The following is a 21361-nucleotide window of genomic DNA, read 5'->3' on the forward strand; positions in this document are numbered from 1 at the left end:
CCCGCGCCGCTCACAAGCGGCTGGTAAAACTTTTCTGTCCGCACAGCAAAAACGTGACACCGTGCCCTTGCCCATTCATAATGCCCCGTTTCGTTTATCCTCTCCCATGAAAAAACAGAATGCCGACAAACTCCACTCCACCGGCGCCTCCGCGCAACCGCGCGGCATGAGCCTCCTGACCGACGCACTTCGCAACAAGGGCACCGCCTTCAGCGAGGCCGAGCGCGACGCCCTCGGCCTGCGCGGCCTGCTGCCGCCGCGCGTGTTCACCCTCGAGGAGCAAAAACAGCGCGCCCTCGGCAATCTGCGCCGCAAACCCACCAACCTGGAAAAATACATCTACCTGACCACCCTCCAGACCCGCAACGAAACCCTCTTCTACCGCGTCCTCCAGGATCACATCGAGGAAATGATGCCCCTCGTCTACACGCCGACCGTCGGCCAGGCCTGCCTCGAATACGGCTCCATCTTCCGCCGCCCGCGCGGCCTCTTCATCAGCATCCGCGAACGCGGCCGCATCGCCGAAATCCTCCGCCACTGGCCCATCGCCGACGTGCGCATGATCGTCGTCACCGACGGCGAGCGCATCCTCGGGCTCGGCGACCTCGGCGCGCTCGGCATGGGCATCCCCGTCGGCAAACTCTCCCTCTACACCGCCTGCGCCGGCGTGCATCCCGGCTACTGCCTGCCCATCACCCTCGATGTTGGCACCGACAACGACACCCTCCGCAACGACCCCTTCTACATCGGCCTCAATCAAAAACGCGTCCGCGGCCCCGAATACGACGAATTCCTCGACGAATTTGTCGCCGCCGTGAAAACCGTCTTCCCCCGCGCCTTGCTCCAATGGGAGGACTTCGGCAACACCAACGCCTTCCGCCTCCTCGCCTCCAACCGCTCCAAAATCTGCTCCTTCAACGACGACATCCAGGGCACCGCCTCCGTCGCCCTGGCCGGCCTGCTGGGCGCGCACCGCATCACCGGCGGCAGCATCGAGAAACAACGCATCCTCTTCCTCGGCGCGGGCGAGGCCGGCACCGGCATCGCCGACCTCTTTGTCACCGCCGCCATGGACGCCGGCCTCACCGAGGCGCAGGCCCGCGCCTGCTGCTGGTTTGTGGACTCCGAGGGCCTCGTCGTGAAAAACCGCAAGGGCCGCCCCCTCGCCCACCACAAGATTCCCTATGCGCACGACCACGCGCCCATCGCCACGCTCGCCGAGGCGGTCGAGGCGCTCAAGCCCACCGCCCTCATCGGCGTGTCGAGCCAGGCGCGCGCCTTCACCGAACCCATTGTCCGGCGCATGGCGGCACTCAACAAGCATCCGGTCATCTTCGCGCTGTCCAATCCGACCGCGAAAGCCGAGTGCACCGCCGAGGAAGCCTATCAGTGGACCGACGGGCGCGTCGTCTTCGCCAGCGGCAGTCCCTTCGATCCCGTGAAACTCGGCGAACGCACCTTCGTTCCCGGCCAGGGCAACAACGTCTATATCTTCCCCGGCGTCGGCCTCGGCGCGCTCGCCTGCGGCGCGACGGAAGTGACCGACCGCATGTTCCTCACCGCCGCGCGCACGCTCGCCTCCATGGTCGGGGAGGAGGACCTCGCGAAAGGCCGCGTCTATCCCGCCCTCACCCGCATCCGCGCCGTCTCGCTCGCCATCGCGGTCGAGGTCGCCAAGGAGGCCCACAAGGAAGGCTTGGCCACGCTGCCCAAGCCCGCCGATCTCGAAGCCGACATCCGCCAGTCGATGTTCGAGCCGGTCTATCAGGACTGCCTGTAGCCGGACGAAAACGCGAAAATTTCGGCCCCCCGGGAATCCCGGAACGGCGGCGGGGACACCGCCGCTCCCTTGCCCGGGGAGCAACCCAAAGTGAAGTCACCGCCGGAATCTTTCCTCTTTATTCTTTATCTTTCCTCTTTCTCCCTGCCCGTTCCTGACGAAAGAGAAAGATAAAGAGGAAAGAAGAAAGAGGGAGTGGCACAACTTTGAGTTTCACCCCTCGTCCCGTCCGTCCCTGCAAAGGGCTTGCCGTTGACGGTGGCGCGGGCAAGCTCGGCTCACCTCCCTTCCTCGCATGCGCATCCTTGTTGTAGAAGACTCGCCCCGGCTTCAGACCACGCTCGGCATTGCGTTGCGCAAGTCCGGCTATGTCGTGGATGTCGCGGGCGACGGCGAGACCGGGCTCTGGATGGCGCAGACGAACGACTACGACGCGATCGTGCTCGATCTCATGCTGCCCAAGCTCGACGGGATGAAATTGCTCGCGGAATTGCGGCACCAGGGCAACGCCGTGCACGTGCTGCTGCTCACGGCGCGCGACGCGGTCGAGGACCGGGTGCGCGGCTTGCAGGGCGGCGCGGACGACTACCTGATAAAACCGTTCGCCATGGAGGAACTGCTCGCGCGCGTGCAGGCGCTCTGCCGGCGCGGTTACGGCTCGAAGGCGGACATCATCATGCTGGGCGCGCTGGAAATCAACGCGCAGGCGCGCACGGTGCGGGTGGCGGGACGGCCCGTGGAGATCACGGCGCGCGAGTATTTGATTCTTGAATACCTGGCGCGGCGGCGCGGGCAGGTCGCCTCGCGCGGGGAGATCGAGGCGCACATCTACGAGGGCCATGCCGACCTGATGAGCAACGTGGTGGATTCCGCGGTGTGCATGCTGCGCAAGAAACTCGGCGGGGGCGCGCCGCTGATCCGCACGCGCCGCGGATTCGGCTACGTGCTGGAAGAGGAGCCCGAGGACGCGGCGGCGCAGACATGAGCGTTTCCATCCGGCGTCAACTCGCGCGGCGGCTGCTGGCGGTGGTGCTGGTGCTGCTGGGCGCGGGATTGTCCGCAATTTACCTGGCCTCGCGCCGCACGGCGCTGGCGGAATTCGACGCGACGCTCGATGCGAAGGCGCAGGCGGTGAGCTCCGTCACGGTGCAGGAGGAGGACGGCGATGTGCGCGTGGATTTGAGCGACCGTTTTTTCCAGGGTTTCGAGGACCATGTGATGACGGATTTTTTTGAGTTGCGGGATGCATCGGGCAAAATCCTCGCCCGCTCGGAATCGTTGTATCATCCCGACGGGCTGCTCGCCCCGGTCGGATGCGGCGGCGTGACGCCGATGCGCTGGGATCTGACGCTGCCGACCGGCCATGCCGGGCGGGCCGTGCGATTCGATTTTCTTCCCCCCATCGAGGGGACGGAGCTGCCGGAGCGACTGGGCGAACCGGTGCGGCTCGTGGTGGCGTCGGACCGCGCGCATCTGGACGAGGGACTGTGGCGGTTTCTCGCATGGCTGCTGGCCGGCGGGGGATTGCTGGCGGGGCTGATGCTGTGGCTGGTGCCGGGCGTGCTGCGGCACGGCTTGCGCCCGCTCGAAAGGCTGGGCGAGCAGGCAGGGAGGATCGACGCCTCCGCGCTCGGCGAGGGCGCGCGCTTCCCGGTGGACGGGCTGCCGGTGGAATTGCAGTCGATCGCGCGGCGGCTGAACGACCTGCTGGGGCGCCTCGGCGAGTCGCTGGCCCGGGAGCGGCGTTTCAGCGCAAATCTCGCGCATGAGTTGCGCACGCCGCTGGCGGAATTGCGCAGCCTGGCGGAGTGCGCGATCAAGTGGCCCGATGCGCGCGACGGCGCGATGGACCACGAGGTGCTGGCCATCGCGCGGCACATGGAAACGCTGGCGACGCACCTGCTGGCGCTCGCGCGCGGCGAGCAGGGGCGTTTCGAGCCGGCGTTGGAGGAGGTGGACTTGGCGGCGGAGGCCGGGTCGGTGTGGGCTTCGTTTGCCGGGAGGGCGCGGGAACGCGGGCTGGAGGTGTCGCTGGTGCTGCCGTCCGCGCGGGTGACGGCGGACCGTCAATTGTTGCGGTTGATATTGGTCAATCTTTTCGAGAACGCCGTCGAATATGCTTCCGACGCGGGACGGATAGAGGTGCGGGTGGATGCCGCCGACCCCGGCGGCAGCGCGGCGTGTTTGCGCGTGGGCAACAGCACGAGCAATCTCACCGGGACCGAAGTGGCGCATTTCTTTGACCGGCTTTGGCGCAAGGAGGAGGCGCGCAGCAAGCAGCAGCACCTTGGGCTCGGGCTCTCGCTCGCGCGCGCGCAGGCGGGCGCGATGCGCTGGACCCTGACCGTGGCGCTCGACGAGGCCACGGGTTGGTTGGAATTCAGGCTCGGCCCCGAAGCCGCGGAATGACGAGGAAACGCGTTCAGAATCCCAGCGGACTCGCCGATCGGCGGCGCTGGTAGCGTTTGGCGTCGAATTCGGGCTGGTCGATGCGCGTGATTTTCCACGACCACGGAAAACTGCTGTCGCGCCGCCACTGGATGACAAACGGCTCGGTGAGCCGGTTGACTTGGTTTTGCGCGTCGGCGCCGAGGCCGGAACCGGTCGAGACCATCGTGAATTTGGCGCTGATCGTGGCCATGTCTCCCTCGCGGGCGACCAGCACCTCGTGAGGCGTGAGCCCGATGCTCTCGAACGGGTAAAAGATGCGCCAGAGGTCCTTGCCCAGCGAATCCTTGTCGTAACCCCAGCAATCCGTGTAATCCGGCGCGAGCAAGCGGTTTACGCCGAACGCGCTGCGCGACTCGATCGACTCCACCAATCCCGTCCAGCCGCGGTCGAGCTGGCGGTCGGCGTCATAGTAGCGGTTCATTCCGACCGCAATCATCAGGATCGCCGCGACCGAGGCGATCAGGACTATCTTCCGACGTTGGTTCATGTTGCGGAAAATGACATGGAAATCCGCCCGCGTCAGGGAAAAAGGATGAAAAGAGAAGCGCGCCGGCTCGAATTAATGAAACGAAGCAAAAAAGACGCGATGACAAACGATTGTCTCAATGACCCGGAAAAGCGACTCGCAGGCCGGCAAAATGCGCCTGATTTGGCGTTTTTGCATCCGGATTGCTCATAAATTGCTCTCACGGGTCAAGAAATGAACACTTTTAACCAATAAACAGCACTGCTTCCTCATTGCCGAAGACGGGGTGCGCTTGTTAGCTGGAGGGCTTTACATCCATTTCACCTACATGCCTTCCGCTCATCCTTATGCTTTCCTTGCGCTGTTTGCGGTCATCGCTGCGGCGTTTCCCTTTGCCCTGCTGTTGGTTGCGCGGATTTGGTTCAGACTCTTCCAGCCGCCGAAGCCCAACCCGGTCAAGAACAACGTGTATGAATGCGGACTCGAATCGACCGACATCCAGCGCGTGCAGTTCAAGGCGCATTATTATCTCTATGCCATTCTGTTCCTGATTTTTGACGTGGAGGTTCTGTTTCTCCTGCCCTTCGCGGTCGTGTTTACCGGCCTGCCGGCCGGCGCGCTGCTGGCGATGCTGGTGTTCATTTTGTTGCTGGCCGAGGGGCTCGTCTGGGCGTGGCAACGCGGGCACCTCGAATGGAAATAACAATCTGGCATCCTTCATCTTATGAGCACCTCTTCCGCCCCGTCCCCCGCATCCATCGAATCCGTCCCGCCTGCTCCGGTGCCGTTGCCGGGGGGGATCTCGCATGAGGAACGCGAGTCGTTTCGCCAGCAGGGCATCCTGCTGACCAGCTTCAACGAAATCTACAACTGGGGCCGCGCGAACTCCATCTGGCCGCTCCAGTTCGGCCTCGCCTGCTGCGCCATCGAGATGATCGCGGTGGCGGCGGCGCGTTTCGACATCGCGCGTTTCGGCGCCGAGATTTTCCGCGCCTCGCCGCGCCAGGCCGACCTCATGATCGTGTCGGGCACCGTCACCAAAAAAATGGCCCCGCAGGTCGTGCGCATCTGGAACCAGATGGGCGAGCCGAAATACTGCATCGCGATGGGCGCATGCTCGATTTCCGGCGGCCCCTTCAAGCAGGGCTACAACGTGCTGAAAGGCGTTGACCGTTACATCCCCGTGGATGTTTACATCCCCGGCTGCCCGCCGCGCCCCGAGGCGCTCCTCAACGGGCTGATGGAGGTGCAGAAAAAGATCAAGGCCGAGCGCCTCACCGGCCCCGACGCCCCGCGCCACCTGCGCAAGGATCTCCCCTGCGAATGGCCCGTGCCCGCCTACGGCGAGCACGACCTCGTCCCGCCTAAAAACGATTCGGTCTGGCGTCCGGCCCCTTCTTTGGTGCGCGCCGACAAACCCTGACTTTTCCCCACTTTCCCAATTGATATGAACCACTCCGGACATTCGGCACTTTCCCGCGTCGCCTCCGCCGCATTGCTGGCCGGCGCGATGCTGTTCTCCGCATCGCTGGCGGCTCCGGTTCAGGCTGCCGTCCCCTCGCAAAAACAAGCGCAGGTCCCGGGTTATTACCGGATGATGCTCGGCCAGTTTGAAGTCACCGCCCTGTATGACGGCTATTTGATGATAGAAAATCCGGTCCTCATCAAAACCGATGCCGCGGACATCCAAAGCCTGTTTGCCCGGATGTTCATCTCCTCCGAAAACGGAGTGCAAACCGCCGTGAATGCATTCCTGGTCCACACGGGTTCCCATCTCGTCCTGGTGGACGTGGGCACGGCCGGAAAATTCGGTCCCACGCTCGGGCACATCGCCAACAACCTGCGGGCGGCCGGCTACGATCCGGCCCAAGTCGACACCGTGCTGCTCACCCACCTGCATCCCGACCACGCGTGCGGCCTGTTGACGGATGACGGCAAGGCGGTTTTCCCCAATGCCACCGTCCATGTTTCCAAAACCGAGGCCGACTACTGGCTGGACGAGGCCATCGCGGCCAAAGCCCCCAAAGAGCTTCAGGGGATGTTCCAAATGTCCCGCGAAGCCGTGGCCCCCTACCGCGCGGCCAACAAGCTGAAAACCTACCAGATCGGCGATACGCTGGTGCCCGGCATCGAGGCCGTCCTCACTCCCGGCCATACCCCCGGCCACGTCAGCTACTTGTTGAATTCCCTCGATGAAAGCATGCTGGTCTGGGGAGACATCATTCACAGCCACGCCGTGCAATTTGCCCATCCGGAGGTCGCGGTCACCTTTGATTCCGACGCCGGGCAGGCCGTCGCCACCCGCCAGAAAATCCTGGCCCAGGCCGCGGCCGACAGGCTCTGGATCGCCGGCGCGCATCTGCCTTTTCCCGGCATCGGCCATGTCGCCACCGAGGGCAAGGCGTATGCCTGGGTGCCCATCGAGTATGCCCCGGTTGAACCCGCGCGCTAATCCATTCACACCGCCACTTACCGACCTCTCTCGTGGAAACCCTTGAACAACTTCGCGACCGGCTCATCGCGGCCTTTCCGGCCCCGGATGCCGTCACCCTTGTCACCAATCCCGGCCCCGCCGCGCAGCACTCCCTGCTTCTCGCCCACGCGCATGCCCGCGAGATCGCCCGCTTCCTGCGCGACGACCCCGCGCTCCGCCTCGATTTCTGCTCCAATGTCAGCGGCGTCGACTGGCCCGACAAGGAAATCACCGAGACCGTGAAAATCACCACGCCCGACCCCGCCGGCGGCCCGGACAAAGTCACCGAGCAAAAAACCAAGCGCCTCCAGCCCGGTTATCTCGAAGTCGTTTACCACCTCTACTCCATGGCGCTCAAAACCACCGCGCCCGTCGTCCTCCGCCTCCGCACCGCCAACCGCGCCGACGACGTGACCGTGCCCTCGCTCACCCCGGTCTGGCGCTCTTGCGAGTTTCAGGAACGCGAGGTCTTCGATCTCTTCGGCGTCCGCTTCGAAGGCCACCCCGATCTCCGCCGCATCCTCATGTGGGACGAATTCAAGGACCACCCCATGCGCAAAGACTACGTTTCCCCCGACGACTACGAATGGGAGCCCACCCCGCACGACGAAGTGCTGGCGCGCGCGAAAACGCACTATCCCGCGCCGCCGGCGCTGACGCCGTCACCCGCCGTCACCACGAAACAGGAGGCCGCCAAATGAGCGCTTCCGCTGCCACGCCCGACACCTTCACGCCCGGCGCCACCTCGGTCCGCGCCGTTCACGACGACTTCCACGGCGACCTTCTCGAGGTCTCGATGGGGCCGCACCACCCCTCGACCCACGGCGTCTTCCGCATGAACGTCGTCCTCGACGGCGAGATCATCGTCAAGCTCCAGCCCGTTTTCGGCTACCTGCATCGCAACCACGAAAAACTGGCCGAAGCCATTTCCTACCTCGCCAGCATCCCCTACACCGACCGCCTCGACTACCTCGCCTCCCTCACCAACAACTGGGCCTATGTCATCGCGGTCGAGAAACTGGCCGGTTTCACCGTCCCCGAGCGCGGCGAATACATCCGCGTCATCGTCGGCGAACTCGCCCGCCTCATCAACCACTGCTGCCTCGTCGGCTTCCTGCTCAACGACCTCGGCACCTCCTTCACTCCCCTGCTCTACTCCCTGCGCGAACGCGAACGCATGCTCGACCTCGTCGAGGAGCTCACCGGCTCCCGCATGATGTGCAACTACATGCGTTTCGGCGGCGTCCGCGTCGATCCCTCGCCCGACTGGCTCGCCCGCCTGAAAGACTACCTCGAGGGCGACTTCCCAAAATTCCTCGACGAGCAGGACGCCCTCCTCACCGGCAACGAAATCCTCCTCGCCCGCACCCAGGGCACCGGCATCCTCAAACCCGATCTCGCCATCAACGCCGGCATCACCGGCCCCATGCTGCGCGCCTCCGGCGTGGATTACGACATCCGCAAAGTCGAGCGCTACTCCATCTACGACCGCTTCGACTTCCGCGTCCCCCTTGGCGACCACGGCGACACCTACGACCGCTACATGATGCGCATGCTCGAAATGCACGAGTCGCTCAAAATCCTCCGCCAGGCCCTCCGCGACATCCCTGGCGGCCCCGCCACCGATCCCAAGGCCAAATCCCGCGGACTCCGCCCGAAACCCGGCGAAGCCTACGGACGCATCGAGGCCCCCAAGGGCGAACTCGGCTTCTACCTCATCAGCGACGGCGGCCCGCAGCCCTACCGCTACCGCATCCGTCCGCCCTCCTTCATCAACCTCACCATCCTCGAAGACATGTGCGTCGGCCAGACCGTCGCCGACGCCGTCATCACCCTCGGCAGCGTGGACATCGTCCTGGGCGAAGTGGACCGCTGAAACCAATCACGAATTACAAATGACGAATTACGAATTAAACCAACCACCGGCATCCCGCCCTTGCCCATTCGCCCGAATCCGCCCGCGCTCATTCGCGGCCGGCCACGCGTCCCCCGCCATTCGTCATTCGTAATTCGTCATTCGTAATTCGTCATTCGTAATTAATTTTCTCCCATGCTCGGCACCGGCATCATCAAAGGACTCCTCGTCACCGCGAAAAATCTCGTCGGCAGCTACCACGACCCCAAGCGCCTGCCCACCATCGAGTATCCGGAAAAACGATACAAACTCCCGGAAAACTTCCGCAGCTTCCCCTTCCTCGTTTACGACGGCGACGACGCGAACGCCGGCCTGCGCTGCGTCGCCTGCCGCATCTGCGAGAAGGAATGCCCGCCGCAGTGCATCTACATCGTCCCCGAGCGCGACGAAAAAGGCCGCGTGCAGAAGAAACCCAAGATCTTCGACATCGACTTCTCCGTCTGCATGGGCTGCCAGATCTGCGTCGAGGCCTGCCCCTTCGACTCCATCAAGATGGATCACCACTACGAGATCACGGCCACCAACCGCTTCGAGGGCCTGCTCGTCCACCTCGACCAGCTCGCGAAACCCAACAGCTATTTTCACCAAATCCACCCCGCCGACGCCGCCGAAATCGACGCCCGCCTCGCCGAGGACAAACGCAAGGCCGAGGAAAAAGCCAAGGCCGCTGCCGCTGCTGCGGCAGCCAAAGCCGCCGCGGCCGCCGCAGCCAAGTCTGCCGCCGCGGTTCCGCCCCCGCCCGCAACCGCTCCCGCTCCGAAACCCGACGCGTCCTGACCCAAGGGCCTGCCAATGACCTTCGCCACCGTGAATCCCGCCGATAATTTTCTCGAACGCCTTCCCGGCCTCGCGCTCGACTGGGTGCTTGGCCTTCTCCCCGACAACGATTTCGTCCGCTGGCTGGTCGCTTCCGTGCTCGCCGTTGCCGTCATCCTCGCCGTGTTCGGGCTGCTCTTCGCCTTCACCACCGTCACCGAGCGCAAGCTCCTCGGCCGCTTCCAAAACCGGCCCGGCCCCAACCGCGTCCGCATCCTCGGCATCCGCTTCTTCGGCTTTTTCCAGCCCTTTGCCGACGCGGTCAAGGCCCTGACCAAGGAAGACCTCGTGCCCGCCGCCGCCGACAAAATCCTGCACTTCCTCGCCCCCGCCGGCGCGGTCTTCTTCACGCTGCTCGGCTTCGCCGTCATCCCCTACGGCCGCCACCTGACGCCGCTCGACCTCGATGCCGGCGTGCTCTATTTCTTCGCCGCCGGCGCCGCCTCCGAGCTCGTCATCTTCATGGCCGGCTGGTCGAGCCAGAACAAGTATTCGCTCCTCTCCGCCATGCGCGCCCTCGCGCAGCTCATTTCCTTCGAACTCCCGCTGCTCCTCGTCGTCGTCCCCGTCGTCCTCGCCGCCGGCACCCTCGGCACCTCCTCCATCGTCACCGCCCAGGGCGGCTGGTCGCTCGGCGGGCTCATCCCGCACTGGAACGTGCTCACGCCCTGGGGCCTCGCCGGGTTCGTCATCTTCGTCATCGCCGCGCTGGCCGAGACCAACCGCTGCCCCTTCGATCTCCCCGAGGGCGAAAGCGAGATCATCGCCGGGCACCTAACCGAGTATTCGGGATTCAAATACGCGCTCTTCTTCATGGGTGAGTATTTCGGCATCATCGGCCTGTGCGGACTCGGCGTGACGCTCTTCCTCGGCGGCTGGCAGGCCCCGTGCGAGTTCCTCCAGTTCATCCCGTCCTACCTCTGGTTCGGCCTCAAGCTCATCGCGCTCATCCTCTTCTTCATCTGGATACGCGCCACGCTCCTGCGCCTGCGCATCGACCAGCTCACCCGCCTCGCGTGGAAACTCCTTGTCCCGCTCGGCCTCATCAACCTCGGCGTGGCCGCCTTCTGGATGCTCACCGCGTCGTGGGACGGCCCCGTCCTGCTGGCCGTCCGCTGGGCGGTCGGCCTCGCGCTCATTCTCATCCCCTACGTGCTCCTCGGTCGCAGCCTCGGCTCCGGCCTCGGCCCCCGCAACTACCGCTACGCGCAATGAAATTAAGAATTAAAAATTAAGAATTATGAAAACGATCCCACTGCAAACCCGACGCGGCAGCGCCCGTCTCCCCCATTCTTAATTTTTAATTCTTAATTATTAATTTCCACCCATGCCCGACCTCTCCCTTCTCTCGTTTCTGGCCATCGCGCTCGTCACCATCGGTGCGTCCGCCGTGGCCATTACGCGGCGCAACATCATTCACAGCGCCCTCCTCCTCGTCGCCGGCTGGGTGGGCATCGCCGCCTACTACCTCTGGGCCGGCGCCGAGTTTGTCGCCTTCGCGCAAATCCTCGTTTACGTCGGCGCGGTCTCGATGGTCGTGCTCTTCGCCGTGCTGCTCACGCGCCTCGGTCCCGGCGACACCGCCCCTGCGCCCGGGGCCTTCCAGCGCGCCGCCGCCGCGCTCGTCGCGGGCGGAGCCTGCTTCGGCGCGCTTTCCGGGGCCATCCTCACCTCGCCCTTCAAAACCGGCGCCGAAACGCCTGCCGCCGCCCCCGGCGTCCGCCAGCTCGGCCTCGCGCTCATGGAGCCCGCCAATGCCGCCGCGCTCCTTGTCATCGGGATTCTCCTCACCGTCGCGCTCATCGGCGCCATCGTCATCGCATCCATCGACCGCCGCGGGGCGGACAAATCCGGGGAGGCCGCGTCATGATGAATCTCCTTGAAAACATAAGCCCGCTGCACCTCAGCCTGCTCTTTTCGAGCGCGCTTTTCTGCCTGGGCCTCGTCACTGCGCTCGCCCGCAGCAACACCATCCTCGTGCTTCTCGGCGTCGAGCTCATGCTCAACGCCGCCAACATCAACTTCATCGCTTTCGCGGGCCGCTCGCAGGGCGCGGCGGCCTCGACCGGCGTGCTCTTCGCGATTTTCTCCATTGCCGTGGCCGCCGCCGAGGCCGCCGTGGGCCTCGCGCTCATCATCGCGATCTACCGGCACCGCCGCAGCGTCCGCCTCCGGACGCGAACGAATTGAAAGGCTGACCATGAACATGGAATTACGAATGACGAATTACAAATTACGGCACCGCCGCGCCATTTGTCCCTCGCGTTCCTGTCTTTCAGGCAGCCTCCCTGTTTTCGCCGCCGGCGCGGCAGCGCCCTCCATTCGTAATTCGTAATTCGTAATTTCCGCCATGACCAAACTCCTCTGGCTCATCCCCGCGCTTCCGCTTGCCGCCGCCGCCATCGGCGCGGTCACGCCGCGCCGCTCCCGCGCGCTTTCCTCCACGCTCGCGCTCGTCGCCATGGCCGCCGGCTTCGTCCTCTCCTGCCTCGCCCTCCGCGACGCGCCCGGCCCGCCGCGCACCAGAGCTTCAACTTCACCTGGCTCGAATCCGGCGGGTTCCACGTCGAACTCGGCTTCCTGCTCGACCCGCTCACCGCGTTCATGCTCGTGATGGTCACCTTCGTCGGCTTCCTGATCTTTCTTTTCAGCACCGGCTACATGAAGGAGGACGAAAACTACGCGAAGTTTTTCTGCTACCTCAGTTTCTTCGCCGCCTCGATGCTCGGCCTGATCGTCTCCAACAGCCTCCTGCTCACCTTCATCTGTTGGGAACTCGTCGGCCTCGCTTCCTACCTGCTCATCGGCTTCTGGTTCACCAAACCGTCCGCCGCCGCCGCCGCGAAGAAGGCCTTCATCACCACGCGCATCGGAGACCTGGGTTTCCTGATTGGCATGCTCTGGCTGCACGGCGCGACCGACACGCTGCTGTTCTATGACGGCGGCGGGGTTTCCTCGAAACCGCGGCCCTTTCCAAACTCGCATTCCTGCTTCCCTGCGGGCTGGCGGTTTCGACCGGCATCGGTCTCCTGGTTTTCTGCGGCGCGGTCGGCAAATCCGGCCAGTTCCCGCTCCATGTCTGGCTCCCCGACGCGATGGAAGGCCCCACACCCGTGTCCGCGCTCATCCACGCCGCCACGATGGTGGCCGCGGGCGTGTTCCTCATCGCGCGCGTTTATCCGCTCATGGCTGTGGACCAAGCCGGCGCGCACTTCCACGCCCTCACCGTCGTCGCCTTCATCGGCGCCATCACCGCGCTTTTCGGCGCGGTCGTCGCCGTCGCGCAAAACGACATCAAGCGCATCCTCGCCTTCTCGACCGTATCACAACTCGGATACATGATGCTCGCCATCGGCGTCGGCGCGTGGCCTGTCGCGATCTTCCATCTCCTCACCCACGCCTTTTTCAAGGCGCTGCTCTTCCTCGGCGCGGGCTCCGTCATCCACGCCGCGCACCACGAGCAGGACATCCGCCTGCTCGGCGGGCTTTCGCGCCGCATGAAAGCCACCTTTGCCGCCTTTTCCATCGGCATGATGGCGCTCGCGGGCGTGCCGTTCGTGTTTTCCGGCTTCTACTCGAAGGAGGGCATCCTCCACGCCGCGCACCACTGGCCTGTCTCGCACCTCCCGCTCTGCGTCGGACTCGTCGCCGTCGTGCTCACCGCGTTCTACATGACGCGCCTCATGGGCAACGTCTTTTTCGGAAAACCCCGTTCGCACGCCGCGGAGCACGCGCATGAGAACCCGCCCGCGATGACGCTCCCGCTCACCCTCCTCGCCGCCTGCTCCATCCTCGTCGGCTTCCTCGGCACGCCCGCCTGGCCCTGGCTCCAGCAAACCCTCGCCGGCCAGCCCGCCGCCGCGCACGGCCTCGCGGCCATCTTCACCGAGGGCGGCGGGCTCATGTGGCTCTCCATCGCGCTCGTCGCGCTCGGCATCGGCGCGGGCGCCGCGCTCTACATCCGCCGTCCGCGTGTTTCCGCCACCGCCGCCGACCCGCTCGAAAAAACCTTCCCCGCGCTCTGGCGCGCGCTCGCCAACCGCCTCTGGTTCGACGAACTCTACGCCGCCACCTTCGGACGCCTCACAAACCTCCTCGCCGCGTTTGCCGACATCCTGACCGCTGCATCATCGACGGCCTGTCGTCTCCTCGCCCTCCTCGGGCGCGGCATCGGTTTCATCAACCGCGAAGGCGACGAGGACGTGCTCAACGGCGGCTTTGACCGCACCAGCGAGGCCCTTCGCGGCACCGGCAAGGCCTACTCCCGCGCCCAGACGGGCGACGCCCACGACAACCTCGGCGCCATCGCCCTCGGCTTCGTCGCCCTCATGGTCGTCATCATGATCGCCGGCATCTGGTGATCCAGACAAACCTCCGCCACCGCCCTCTTCATTCGTAATTTGGCATTCGTCATTCGTAATTTTCCGTCCTCCCGCTCATGCCTTTTCTCTCCTCCATCATCTTCGTCCCCTGGCTCGGCGCGCTGCTGCTCGCGTTTTTCCCGCGCGGAGACAACCGCCTCAGCCGTCCCGTCGCGCTCCTCTTCAGCGCCTCCACGCTCGTCCTCGCGCTCATCGCCTGCGCCTCCTACGACAGCGCCAAAGGCGGGCTCCAGTTCGTCGAGCAACACGCCTGGATCGACGCGCTCAACATCCAGTATCACCTCGGGCTCGACGGACTCAGCCTGTTGCTCGTGCTCCTGACCGGCCTCGTCGCCCCCGCCGCGCTTTACGCGACTTGGAGCATCGGGCGCGACGGACGCCTCATCGGCATCCTCTTTCTCCTTCTCCAAGGCGCGGCGCTCGGCGTGTTTCTCGCGCTCGATTTCTTCCACTGGTTCATCTTCTGGGAACTCAGCCTCGTGCCCGCGTTTTTCCTCATCCGGCTCTGGGGCGGAAAAGGCGCGCCGCGCGCGGCCTATCAATTTGTCATCTACACCATGGGCGGCGGCGTGTTCATGCTGCTTGCCTTCGCCGCGCTCTACGCGGCCACCGGCACGTTTGACTTCGTGGCGCTCGAGCGCATGGCCGCCGAAGGCTCGCTGCAAGCCGCGCTGGGCAGCCTCGGCGCCAGCCTGCCGTGGCTGATTTTCGGCGGAGTGCTCCTCGGCCTGGCGGTGAAGGTTCCGCTCTTTCCCTTCCACACCTGGCTGCCCTCCGCCTACGCCGAGGCTCCGGCGGGTGCGTCGATGTTCCTCACCGGCGTCATGTCGAAGATGGGCGTTTATGGATTCCTGCGCATCCTCGCGCCGCTCTTCCCCGGGCAGCTTCACGCCGCCGCGCCCTGCCTGCTCAGCCTCGCGCTCTGCGGCGTCGTGCTCGGCGCGTTTGCCGCGCTGCGCCAGACCGACCTCAAGCGCATGATCGCCTACTCGTCGGTCAACCATCTCAGCTACTGCCTGCTCGCGCTCTTCGCCATCTGCGCCGGCGGCGGCACCCGCGCCTTTGCGCAGGCCGACGTGGATTCCGCCTACACCGGCATCCTCCTGCAAATGTTCAACCACGGTCTCTCCGCCGCCGCGCTCTTCTATTGTATCGGGATTCTGGAGACACGCACCGGCGGCCTGCGCGGCATCGGCGATTTCGGCGGCCTGCGCAAGGTCGCCCCGGTCTTCGCGCTCTTTTGCGGCGTCGCCATGTTCTCCTCGCTCGGCCTGCCCGGCCTGAATGGTTTCGTCGGCGAGTTCCTCATTTTCCGCGGCGTCTTCGGCATCGTCCCCTGGGCGGCGTCCGTCGCCTGCGTCGGCCTGCTCATCACCGCGCTTTTCCTGCTGACCTTCTGGCAGCGCGTCTTCCACGGCCCCGTCGCCGGCGCGACGGAGAAAGTCACCGACCTCACCGCCCGCGAACTCGTCGTCCTCGCCCCCGCCGCCGCCCTCATGCTCCTCCTCGGCGTCTGGCCGCAACTTCTCATCAACCTCTTCTCCCGGTAAAGACATTCCCGCCGCCGCGACAATCTTTGCGCTCAAACCTTTCCATGACAGAAAACGAAATTGGCAAAATCGTTGTGAATGAAGCAATGCGGCTCCACATGGAATTGGGGCCGGGATTGCTGGAGACGGTTTACGAAGTCCTGCTTGCCAAAATACTCGAAAAGCAAGGATTGGCCGTCCAACGCCAAGTCCTCGTCCCAATTCGTTTTCACGGGATGAGTTTCGACGAAGGGTTTCGGGCAGACATCATTGTCGGGGAAAAAGTCATTCTTGAGTTAAAATCAGTCGAGCGACCAAACCCCGCCCATAAGAAACAAGTTCTCACCTATTTGAAGCTGACCGGATTGAAACTCGGTTTCTTGCTGAATTTCGGGGAGGAGCTCATGAAAAACGGCATCACTCGCGTCATAAACGGACAACTGGAATAAAACATGAGGATTCTCACACAAAGGCACGGAGGCACAAAGGAGGAGGGGAATATTTTCCATTCCTTTGTGCCTCCGTGCCTTTGTGTGAGAATCCTGAAAACGCAGCCGAATCACCATTGAGTTAAAACCTCCCTCGCGCCGGCGCCGACAAATTCAAAATCAAAAACTTTCACCATGCCACTCCTGCCCTGGACCATTTACCTGACCTTTGCCGGCGCGCTGCTCGCTTATCTCGCGGGCCGTCAATCGCCCGGCGCGGCCCGCTGCGTCGCGCTCCTCACCGCGCTCGCGGGCTGGGGAGTCGCGCTGGCCGCCGCCGCCGGCTTCACGCCCGCCGCCGCGCTGGCTGACCTCGTCAACTGCCCTTGGATTCCGCAACTCGGCATCCGCTACCACCTCGCGGCGGACGGCATCAGCATGACGCTCGTCGTCCTCACCGGGCTCGCCGCCACCGCCGGCATCCTTTTTTCGTGGAACATCGACGAGCGCGCCGGCGAGTTCTTCGCGCTCTACCTCGCGCTCATCGGCGGCGTTTACGGCGTGTTTCTCAGCGCGGATGTTTTCCTGTTCTTCGTCTTCTACGAAATCGCCATCGTCCCAAAATATTTCCTCATCGCGAAATGGGGCTCCACCAACCGCGAATACGGCGCGATGAAACTCGTGCTCTACTCGTTCGCGGGCAGCGCCTCGTCCTTGCCGGGTGCTCTGGGCCTACGCCGCCAGCGGCGCGCGGGCTTCGGACTCGCGCAACTCGCGGTCGCGGCGGCCAATTTCACCCCGGTGCAGCAAACCGGCATGTTCGCGCTCGTGTTCACCGGCTTCGCCGTGCTCGCGGCATGTTTCCTTCCACACGGCGCCGACCGGCGTGGCCGCGCCCACCGGAGCGTCGATGCTGCTGGCCGGCGTCGTCATGAAACTCGGCGCCTACGGCTGCCTCCGCGTCGGCATCGGACTGTTCCCGGCGGGGCTGGAATTTTTCCAGCCCGTGCTCATCGCGCTCGCCCTCATCGGCATCGTTTACGCCGGCCTGGTCGCGCTCGTGCAGGAGGATTTGAAGTTCGTCATCGGTTATTCGAGCGTCAGCCACGGGTTTCGTGATGCTCGGCTCGCCGTCGCCAGCCCGCGCGCGGTGAGCGGCGCGGTGCTGCAAATGTTTTCGCACGGCGTCATCGCGGGACTGCTCTTCGCCGTGGTCGGGCGCATGATTTACGAGCGCACGCACACTCGCCAGATTTCCGCGCTGCGCGCGCTGCCGCTCTTCCGCCTGCTGCCGTTCGCGGCCGTCGCGTTTGTCCTCGCCGGGCTCGCCTCGATGGGCATGCCGGGCTTCAGCGGCTTCCCCGCCGAGCTCACCATCCTCGTCGGCGCGTGGCAGTTTTCGCCGCTGGTCACGCTCGCGGCCGTCGTCGGCGTGCTGGTCGCCGCCGCCTTCACGCTGCGCGCCGTGCAGCTCTCTTTCTTCGGCACCACCTCCGAGAAAGCCATGCCCGACCATCCCCTGCCGCCCATCACGTGGCCCGAAAAAGCCGGCGCGCTCCTGCTGCTCGCCGCGACCATTTTCGTCGGCCTGCGTCCCGGCTTCCTGTTTCACTGGATAAATACCGCGCTTGAGTCGCCGCTCTTCCAGGCGGCGCTGAAAGGAGGCGCGCTGTGATGAACATGCTCCCCGCCACTCTTTCCGATTCCTACTCCGGCCTCGCCCGCGCGCTCGCGCCCGAAGCGGTCCTCGTCATCGGCGCGCTCCTCGTGCTCGGCTTCGATTTGTTTGCCGGCAAACGGCAAAGCGGCCCGCGCGCGGCCGTCTCCGCCCTCATCGGCATCGCCGCCCTCGCCGGCGCGGCCTGGCTGACCGCCTGCGCCGGCCCGTCCGGCTTCGCCCTCCAGCGCGCCCTCGACATCGACAAACTCGCCGTCGGCGCGCGTCTCGGCGTATGCGTTGTCAGCGTTCACACTCCTGCTCCTGCCCGGCTCGTCGCGCCTGCGCCATCCGGCGGAATACGTCGCCATCATCCTCTTCGCCACCGTGGGCTTCTCGCTCATGGCCGCGGCCAACAACCTCCTGCTCGGCTTCCTCGCCATCGAGCTGGCCAGCCTGTCGCTCTATATCCTTGTCGGCTTCGACAAGACCCGCCCCGACTCCGCCGAGGCCGGCCTGAAATATTTCCTGTTCGGCGGCACGTCGGCCGCGTTCATGCTCTTCGGCTTCAGCCTGCTCTACGGCTCGCCGGCACCATCGACCTCACTTCGCTCAGTTCATGCTCCGCGACAGCTTTTCGCCAGTCGTCCTCGTCGCGCTCGTGATGGTGCTCGTCGGTTTCGGCTTCAAGGTCGCCGCCGTGCCTTTCCATCTCTGGGCGCCCGACGCCTACCAAGGCGCGCCCTCCTCCGCGGCCGCGCTGGTCGCATCGGCCTCGAAGCTCGCCGGCTTTGCCTTTTTCCTGCGCCTGCTCTGGCCCGGGCTCCACAGCCTCGCCGGTGACGCGGCCGCGCTTCCGCTCGCCGCCGGCTGGATGCCCGTGGTGGCTGTCCTCTCGCTCGGCTCGTTGTTCGTCGGCAACCTCGGCGCGCTTGCCCAGACCAACGTCCGCCGCCTGCTCGCCTACTCGGCCATCGCGCACGCGGGCGTGATGCTCCTCGGCATCATCGCCGCGGGCGAGGCCGGCGTCGGTCCGCTGTTCTATTATGCCGCGACCTACGGACTGGCGACCGTGGGGGCGTTTGGCGTCGTCTCGGTCATCGAACGCGACGCGCCCTGCCAGAAACTCACCGATCTCGCCGGCCTTTGGAAGCGCTCGCCGTTGCTGGCGCTGACGCTTTTTGTCTTTGTGCTCTCGCTCGCGGGCGTGCCGCCGCTGGCCGGCTTTTTCGGCAAATTCGCCGTCTTCGCCGCCGTCCTGAAACTCAACGGCCTCGGCGGTCCCGCCGGCTGGCTCGCGATCCTGGCCATCGCCTTCAGCGCCGTCGCGCTTTATTACTACCTCGCGATTCTGAAACAGGCCCTGGTCGCCGGCCCGGCCAAGGACGCAAAGCGGATTCCCGTCCCGGCGCTGCCCGCGCTCTCCTTGGTGCTCTGCGCCGCGCTGCTTGTGGTCCTCGGTGTGTTTCCCTCGCTGATTCTCTCGCGATTGTAGAGCCTTGGATCTCCCACGGGCGGAGACATTTCAATTTCGGAGAGGCCGGACATTGCGGTTTGCGCAGTCGCGCAAGCCTTTCGCATTTTCGTAGAAAAATTGCTTTTGCCCCGGCGGGCCGTCCCGTAGCCGCAACAGGTTCATGTCCGTTTGCTCATGGCGACGCAATCCCGCGGGCGGCGGACGCGGGGCGGGCCGCTTTTTGTTGAACGCTTCAACATGCGGCGCGTTGCGCTCCGCAGGGAGCCGGGCGAGAAGAAACGCCCTGATGACCCGCTTTCATATTATCACCAACGCCCACCTCGATCCCGTCTGGCTATGGGACTGGCGCGAGGGCTTGAACGAAGGCATCGCCACCTGCCGCGCGGTGCTCGATTTGATGAATGAGTTTCCCGAGCTGAAATTCACGCGCGGCGAGGCGTCGGTTTACGAGCACATCGAGCGGCACGCCCCGGAGACGTTCGCGCGCATCCGGGAAAAAATCGCGGAGGGGCGCTGGGAGGTGGCGGGCGGGAACTACGTGCAGCCCGACACGAACCTGCCGGCGACGGAGGTGCTCGCGCGCCAGTTCCGGCGCGGACTCGGCTACTTCCGGCGCGCGCTCGGCGTGCGCCCGGTCGCGGCGTGGGCGGCAGACTCATTCGGGCACAGCGCGGGCTGTCCCGCGATTTACGCGGCGGCGGGCATGAAGTATTTTGCGTTCTGGCGGCCGTTCGCGTCGGAGCTCGCGCTGCCCGGGCCCGCGTTCTGGTGGGAGGCGGCGGGCGGCGAACGCGTATTGTCATGGCGGATACAGGTCGGCTGGTATGGCTCGACGCGCGCGGAAATCCCGGGGCGGCTCGACGCCTACCGCGAGGAGTCCGCACAATGGGGGGTTGAAAACGTGATGGTGCCGCTCGGGCTGGGCAACCACGGCGGCGGGCCGTCGCGCGCGCAGATCGAGGCGGGCTGGCGCGGGCAAAATCGCGACGTGGAGGTGGTGTTCTCGACGCTGCACGGATTTTTCGAGGCGCTCTCGGCGGAAGCGGCGCGGCTGCCGGTATTCAGGGGGGAGTTGAATTTTACGCTGCGCGGCTGCTACGCATCCGCCGCGTCAGTGAAGTTCGCCTACCGGCGCGCGGAAAACGCGCCCTGCAAGCCGAGCGCACAGTGTCCGCCGTCGCGCGCTGCGCGAGGCGGAAAACATCGGCACGGCCCGCCCGCGCCGGATCTGGGCGAGGCGTGGGACGCGGTGCTTTTCACACCTTTCACGACGTGCTGCCCGGCACGGCCATCGAGCAGGCGCTGGCGGGCAGCGCGCGGATCGGCTCGGCGCAACACCACGCGCGCGCGCGGAGAACGACGCGCTGAACGCGCTGGCGTCGCGGTGGACACAGCCTCGCGCCACGGGCGACCGGCCCGCCGTCGCGCCCGTGCTGTTGTGGAACCGAATCCGCATCCTTCGACGGGCCGGTGGAGTTTGAGGCGCCGCTGGACATCGCCCGCTGGACGCGTTCAAAACAAACCCGACGCCGTGCGCTCGCGGTGCGCGACGGGCGGGCGCGCTGCCGTTCCAGTGCGTCGTGGAAAACAATTTCGCGCTTGAGACACCGTGGCGCAAACGCTTCGTCACGCGGGTGAAAATCCCGCCATGTGGCTGGCATGTGCTAACGGCGGGCTGGCGGACGCGCCGGTGAAAACACCTCGTGTGAAACCGACCTTCGCGGGCGCGGGCGCATCGCGAACGCGTGAGATCCGCGCCGCGGGCGCCAGGCGCGTCGTGATTTCGCGCAAGGAAAACAGGCGCGCCGCCTCGGGCGTGCACGGTGGACGACCCCGGGATCGTGGGGCGGGCATAACGGCGAGCCGGAGGCAAATCATGTCAACCACGTGAAAGACGCCTGAAAATCGAGGCGGTCGACGCTTGAACGCGGACCGGAACGGGCTTCGCTCTGGATTCGGCTGACGGCGCGGGCGGGGCGTCGTGGAT

General features: G+C 65.2%; 22 protein-coding genes and 3 pseudogenes. 23 read left to right on the forward strand and 2 right to left on the reverse strand.

The window, feature by feature from the left end; genetic code table 11:
- The first annotated feature begins 106 nt into the window (after positions 1-106).
- From OH491_RS06640 to OH491_RS06650, 3 genes are all read left to right on the forward strand, one after another.
- A complete protein-coding gene (locus tag OH491_RS06640; protein ID WP_068771764.1) occupies positions 107-1780 on the forward strand; it encodes an NAD-dependent malic enzyme in 1674 nt (557 codons plus the stop codon).
- Positions 1781-2075: 295 nt separating this feature from the next.
- Complete coding sequence (locus tag OH491_RS06645) at positions 2076-2765, forward strand: response regulator transcription factor (RefSeq protein WP_068771763.1); 690 nt, start codon at positions 2076-2078, stop codon at positions 2763-2765.
- Positions 2762-4189 (forward strand): ATP-binding protein, encoded by a 1428-nt coding sequence (locus OH491_RS06650; RefSeq protein ID WP_084442434.1) that lies wholly within the window; start codon positions 2762-2764, stop codon positions 4187-4189. Before OH491_RS06645 ends, OH491_RS06650 begins: the two co-directional genes overlap by 4 nt.
- A gap of 13 nt (positions 4190-4202) precedes the next feature.
- On the opposite strand, the gene OH491_RS06655 is transcribed toward OH491_RS06650, so the two are convergent.
- The gene (locus tag OH491_RS06655) at positions 4203-4718 is read right to left on the reverse strand and encodes a hypothetical protein (protein ID WP_068771761.1); all 516 of its coding nucleotides are present in this window, start codon (positions 4716-4718) and stop codon (positions 4203-4205) included.
- Between the two features lie 15 nt (positions 4719-4733).
- Between OH491_RS06655 and OH491_RS06660 the strand changes: the two genes are divergently transcribed.
- The 17 genes and pseudogenes from OH491_RS06660 to OH491_RS06740 all read left to right on the forward strand — a co-directional run bounded on the left by OH491_RS06660 (position 4734) and on the right by OH491_RS06740 (position 17915).
- Positions 4734-4910: a hypothetical protein gene (locus OH491_RS06660; protein WP_334319523.1), complete on the forward strand. Its 177-nt coding sequence runs from the start codon at positions 4734-4736 to the stop codon at positions 4908-4910.
- 115 nt (positions 4911-5025) lie between these two features.
- On the forward strand, positions 5026-5400 hold the full coding sequence (locus OH491_RS06665) for an NADH-quinone oxidoreductase subunit A (protein WP_068771760.1): 375 nt from the start codon (positions 5026-5028) through the stop codon (positions 5398-5400).
- A 21-nt stretch (positions 5401-5421) separates the two neighbouring features.
- Positions 5422-6120 carry an NADH-quinone oxidoreductase subunit B gene (locus tag OH491_RS06670; RefSeq protein ID WP_084442433.1) on the forward strand — a complete coding sequence of 233 codons (699 nt, stop codon included), beginning with the start codon at positions 5422-5424 and terminating at the stop codon, positions 6118-6120.
- A 24-nt stretch (positions 6121-6144) separates the two neighbouring features.
- Positions 6145-7149, forward strand: a complete 1005-nt coding sequence (locus tag OH491_RS06675) for an MBL fold metallo-hydrolase (RefSeq protein ID WP_068771759.1) — start codon at positions 6145-6147, stop codon at positions 7147-7149.
- Positions 7150-7181: 32 nt separating this feature from the next.
- Positions 7182-7871, forward strand: coding sequence for an NADH-quinone oxidoreductase subunit C (locus tag OH491_RS06680; RefSeq protein ID WP_068771758.1), 690 nt, complete (start codon positions 7182-7184; stop codon positions 7869-7871).
- Positions 7872-7966: 95 nt separating this feature from the next.
- The gene (locus OH491_RS06685; protein ID WP_068771997.1) at positions 7967-9046 is read left to right on the forward strand and encodes an NADH-quinone oxidoreductase subunit D; all 1080 of its coding nucleotides are present in this window, start codon (positions 7967-7969) and stop codon (positions 9044-9046) included.
- A gap of 174 nt (positions 9047-9220) precedes the next feature.
- Positions 9221-9862 carry a 4Fe-4S dicluster domain-containing protein gene (locus OH491_RS06690; protein ID WP_068771757.1) on the forward strand — a complete coding sequence of 214 codons (642 nt, stop codon included), beginning with the start codon at positions 9221-9223 and terminating at the stop codon, positions 9860-9862.
- 15 nt (positions 9863-9877) lie between these two features.
- Complete coding sequence (locus tag OH491_RS06695; protein ID WP_068771756.1) at positions 9878-11116, forward strand: complex I subunit 1/NuoH family protein; 1239 nt, start codon at positions 9878-9880, stop codon at positions 11114-11116.
- Positions 11117-11228: 112 nt separating this feature from the next.
- Positions 11229-11771 (forward strand): NADH-quinone oxidoreductase subunit J family protein, encoded by a 543-nt coding sequence (locus OH491_RS06700; RefSeq protein ID WP_068771755.1) that lies wholly within the window; start codon positions 11229-11231, stop codon positions 11769-11771.
- Positions 11768-12091, forward strand: a complete 324-nt coding sequence (nuoK, locus tag OH491_RS06705; protein WP_342750917.1) for an NADH-quinone oxidoreductase subunit NuoK — start codon at positions 11768-11770, stop codon at positions 12089-12091. Before OH491_RS06700 ends, nuoK begins: the two co-directional genes overlap by 4 nt.
- A 160-nt stretch (positions 12092-12251) precedes the next feature.
- Positions 12252-12515, forward strand: coding sequence for a hypothetical protein (locus OH491_RS06710; protein ID WP_342750918.1), 264 nt, complete (start codon positions 12252-12254; stop codon positions 12513-12515).
- Positions 12482-12775 (forward strand): annotated as a pseudogene (locus OH491_RS06715) (proton-conducting transporter membrane subunit); the annotation flags it as partial. The gene OH491_RS06710 and the pseudogene OH491_RS06715, both read left to right, overlap by 34 nt.
- 155 nt (positions 12776-12930) lie before the next feature.
- A complete protein-coding gene (locus OH491_RS06720) occupies positions 12931-14262 on the forward strand; it encodes a proton-conducting transporter membrane subunit (RefSeq protein ID WP_342751072.1) in 1332 nt (443 codons plus the stop codon).
- 77 nt (positions 14263-14339) lie between these two features.
- Positions 14340-15833 carry a complex I subunit 4 family protein gene (locus OH491_RS06725; protein ID WP_068771752.1) on the forward strand — a complete coding sequence of 498 codons (1494 nt, stop codon included), beginning with the start codon at positions 14340-14342 and terminating at the stop codon, positions 15831-15833.
- 44 nt (positions 15834-15877) lie between these two features.
- The gene (locus tag OH491_RS06730) at positions 15878-16261 is read left to right on the forward strand and encodes a GxxExxY protein (protein ID WP_068771996.1); all 384 of its coding nucleotides are present in this window, start codon (positions 15878-15880) and stop codon (positions 16259-16261) included.
- A 417-nt stretch (positions 16262-16678) separates the two neighbouring features.
- Positions 16679-17041: pseudogene (locus OH491_RS06735) on the forward strand (proton-conducting transporter membrane subunit); the annotation flags it as partial.
- Positions 17042-17171: 130 nt separating this feature from the next.
- Positions 17172-17915 carry a complex I subunit 4 family protein gene (locus tag OH491_RS06740; protein ID WP_342750919.1) on the forward strand — a complete coding sequence of 248 codons (744 nt, stop codon included), beginning with the start codon at positions 17172-17174 and terminating at the stop codon, positions 17913-17915.
- On the opposite strand, the gene OH491_RS06745 is transcribed toward OH491_RS06740, so the two are convergent.
- Positions 17849-18211: a hypothetical protein gene (locus OH491_RS06745; RefSeq protein WP_342750920.1), complete on the reverse strand. Its 363-nt coding sequence runs from the start codon at positions 18209-18211 to the stop codon at positions 17849-17851. The genes OH491_RS06740 and OH491_RS06745 overlap by 67 nt on opposite strands.
- A gap of 88 nt (positions 18212-18299) precedes the next feature.
- Between OH491_RS06745 and OH491_RS06750 the strand changes: the two are divergent.
- The 3 genes and pseudogenes from OH491_RS06750 to OH491_RS06760 form a co-directional block, all read left to right on the forward strand.
- A pseudogene (locus OH491_RS06750) lies at positions 18300-18428 on the forward strand (proton-conducting transporter membrane subunit); the annotation flags it as partial.
- An 88-nt stretch (positions 18429-18516) separates the two neighbouring features.
- On the forward strand, positions 18517-19392 hold the full coding sequence (locus tag OH491_RS06755; protein WP_342750921.1) for an NADH-quinone oxidoreductase subunit N: 876 nt from the start codon (positions 18517-18519) through the stop codon (positions 19390-19392).
- A gap of 268 nt (positions 19393-19660) precedes the next feature.
- Complete coding sequence (locus OH491_RS06760) at positions 19661-20977, forward strand: hypothetical protein (protein ID WP_342750922.1); 1317 nt, start codon at positions 19661-19663, stop codon at positions 20975-20977.
- The last annotated feature ends 384 nt before the right edge of the window (positions 20978-21361 follow it).

This window comes from Termitidicoccus mucosus (assembly GCF_038725785.1).
GTDB lineage: Bacteria > Verrucomicrobiota > Verrucomicrobiia > Opitutales > Opitutaceae > Termitidicoccus > Termitidicoccus mucosus.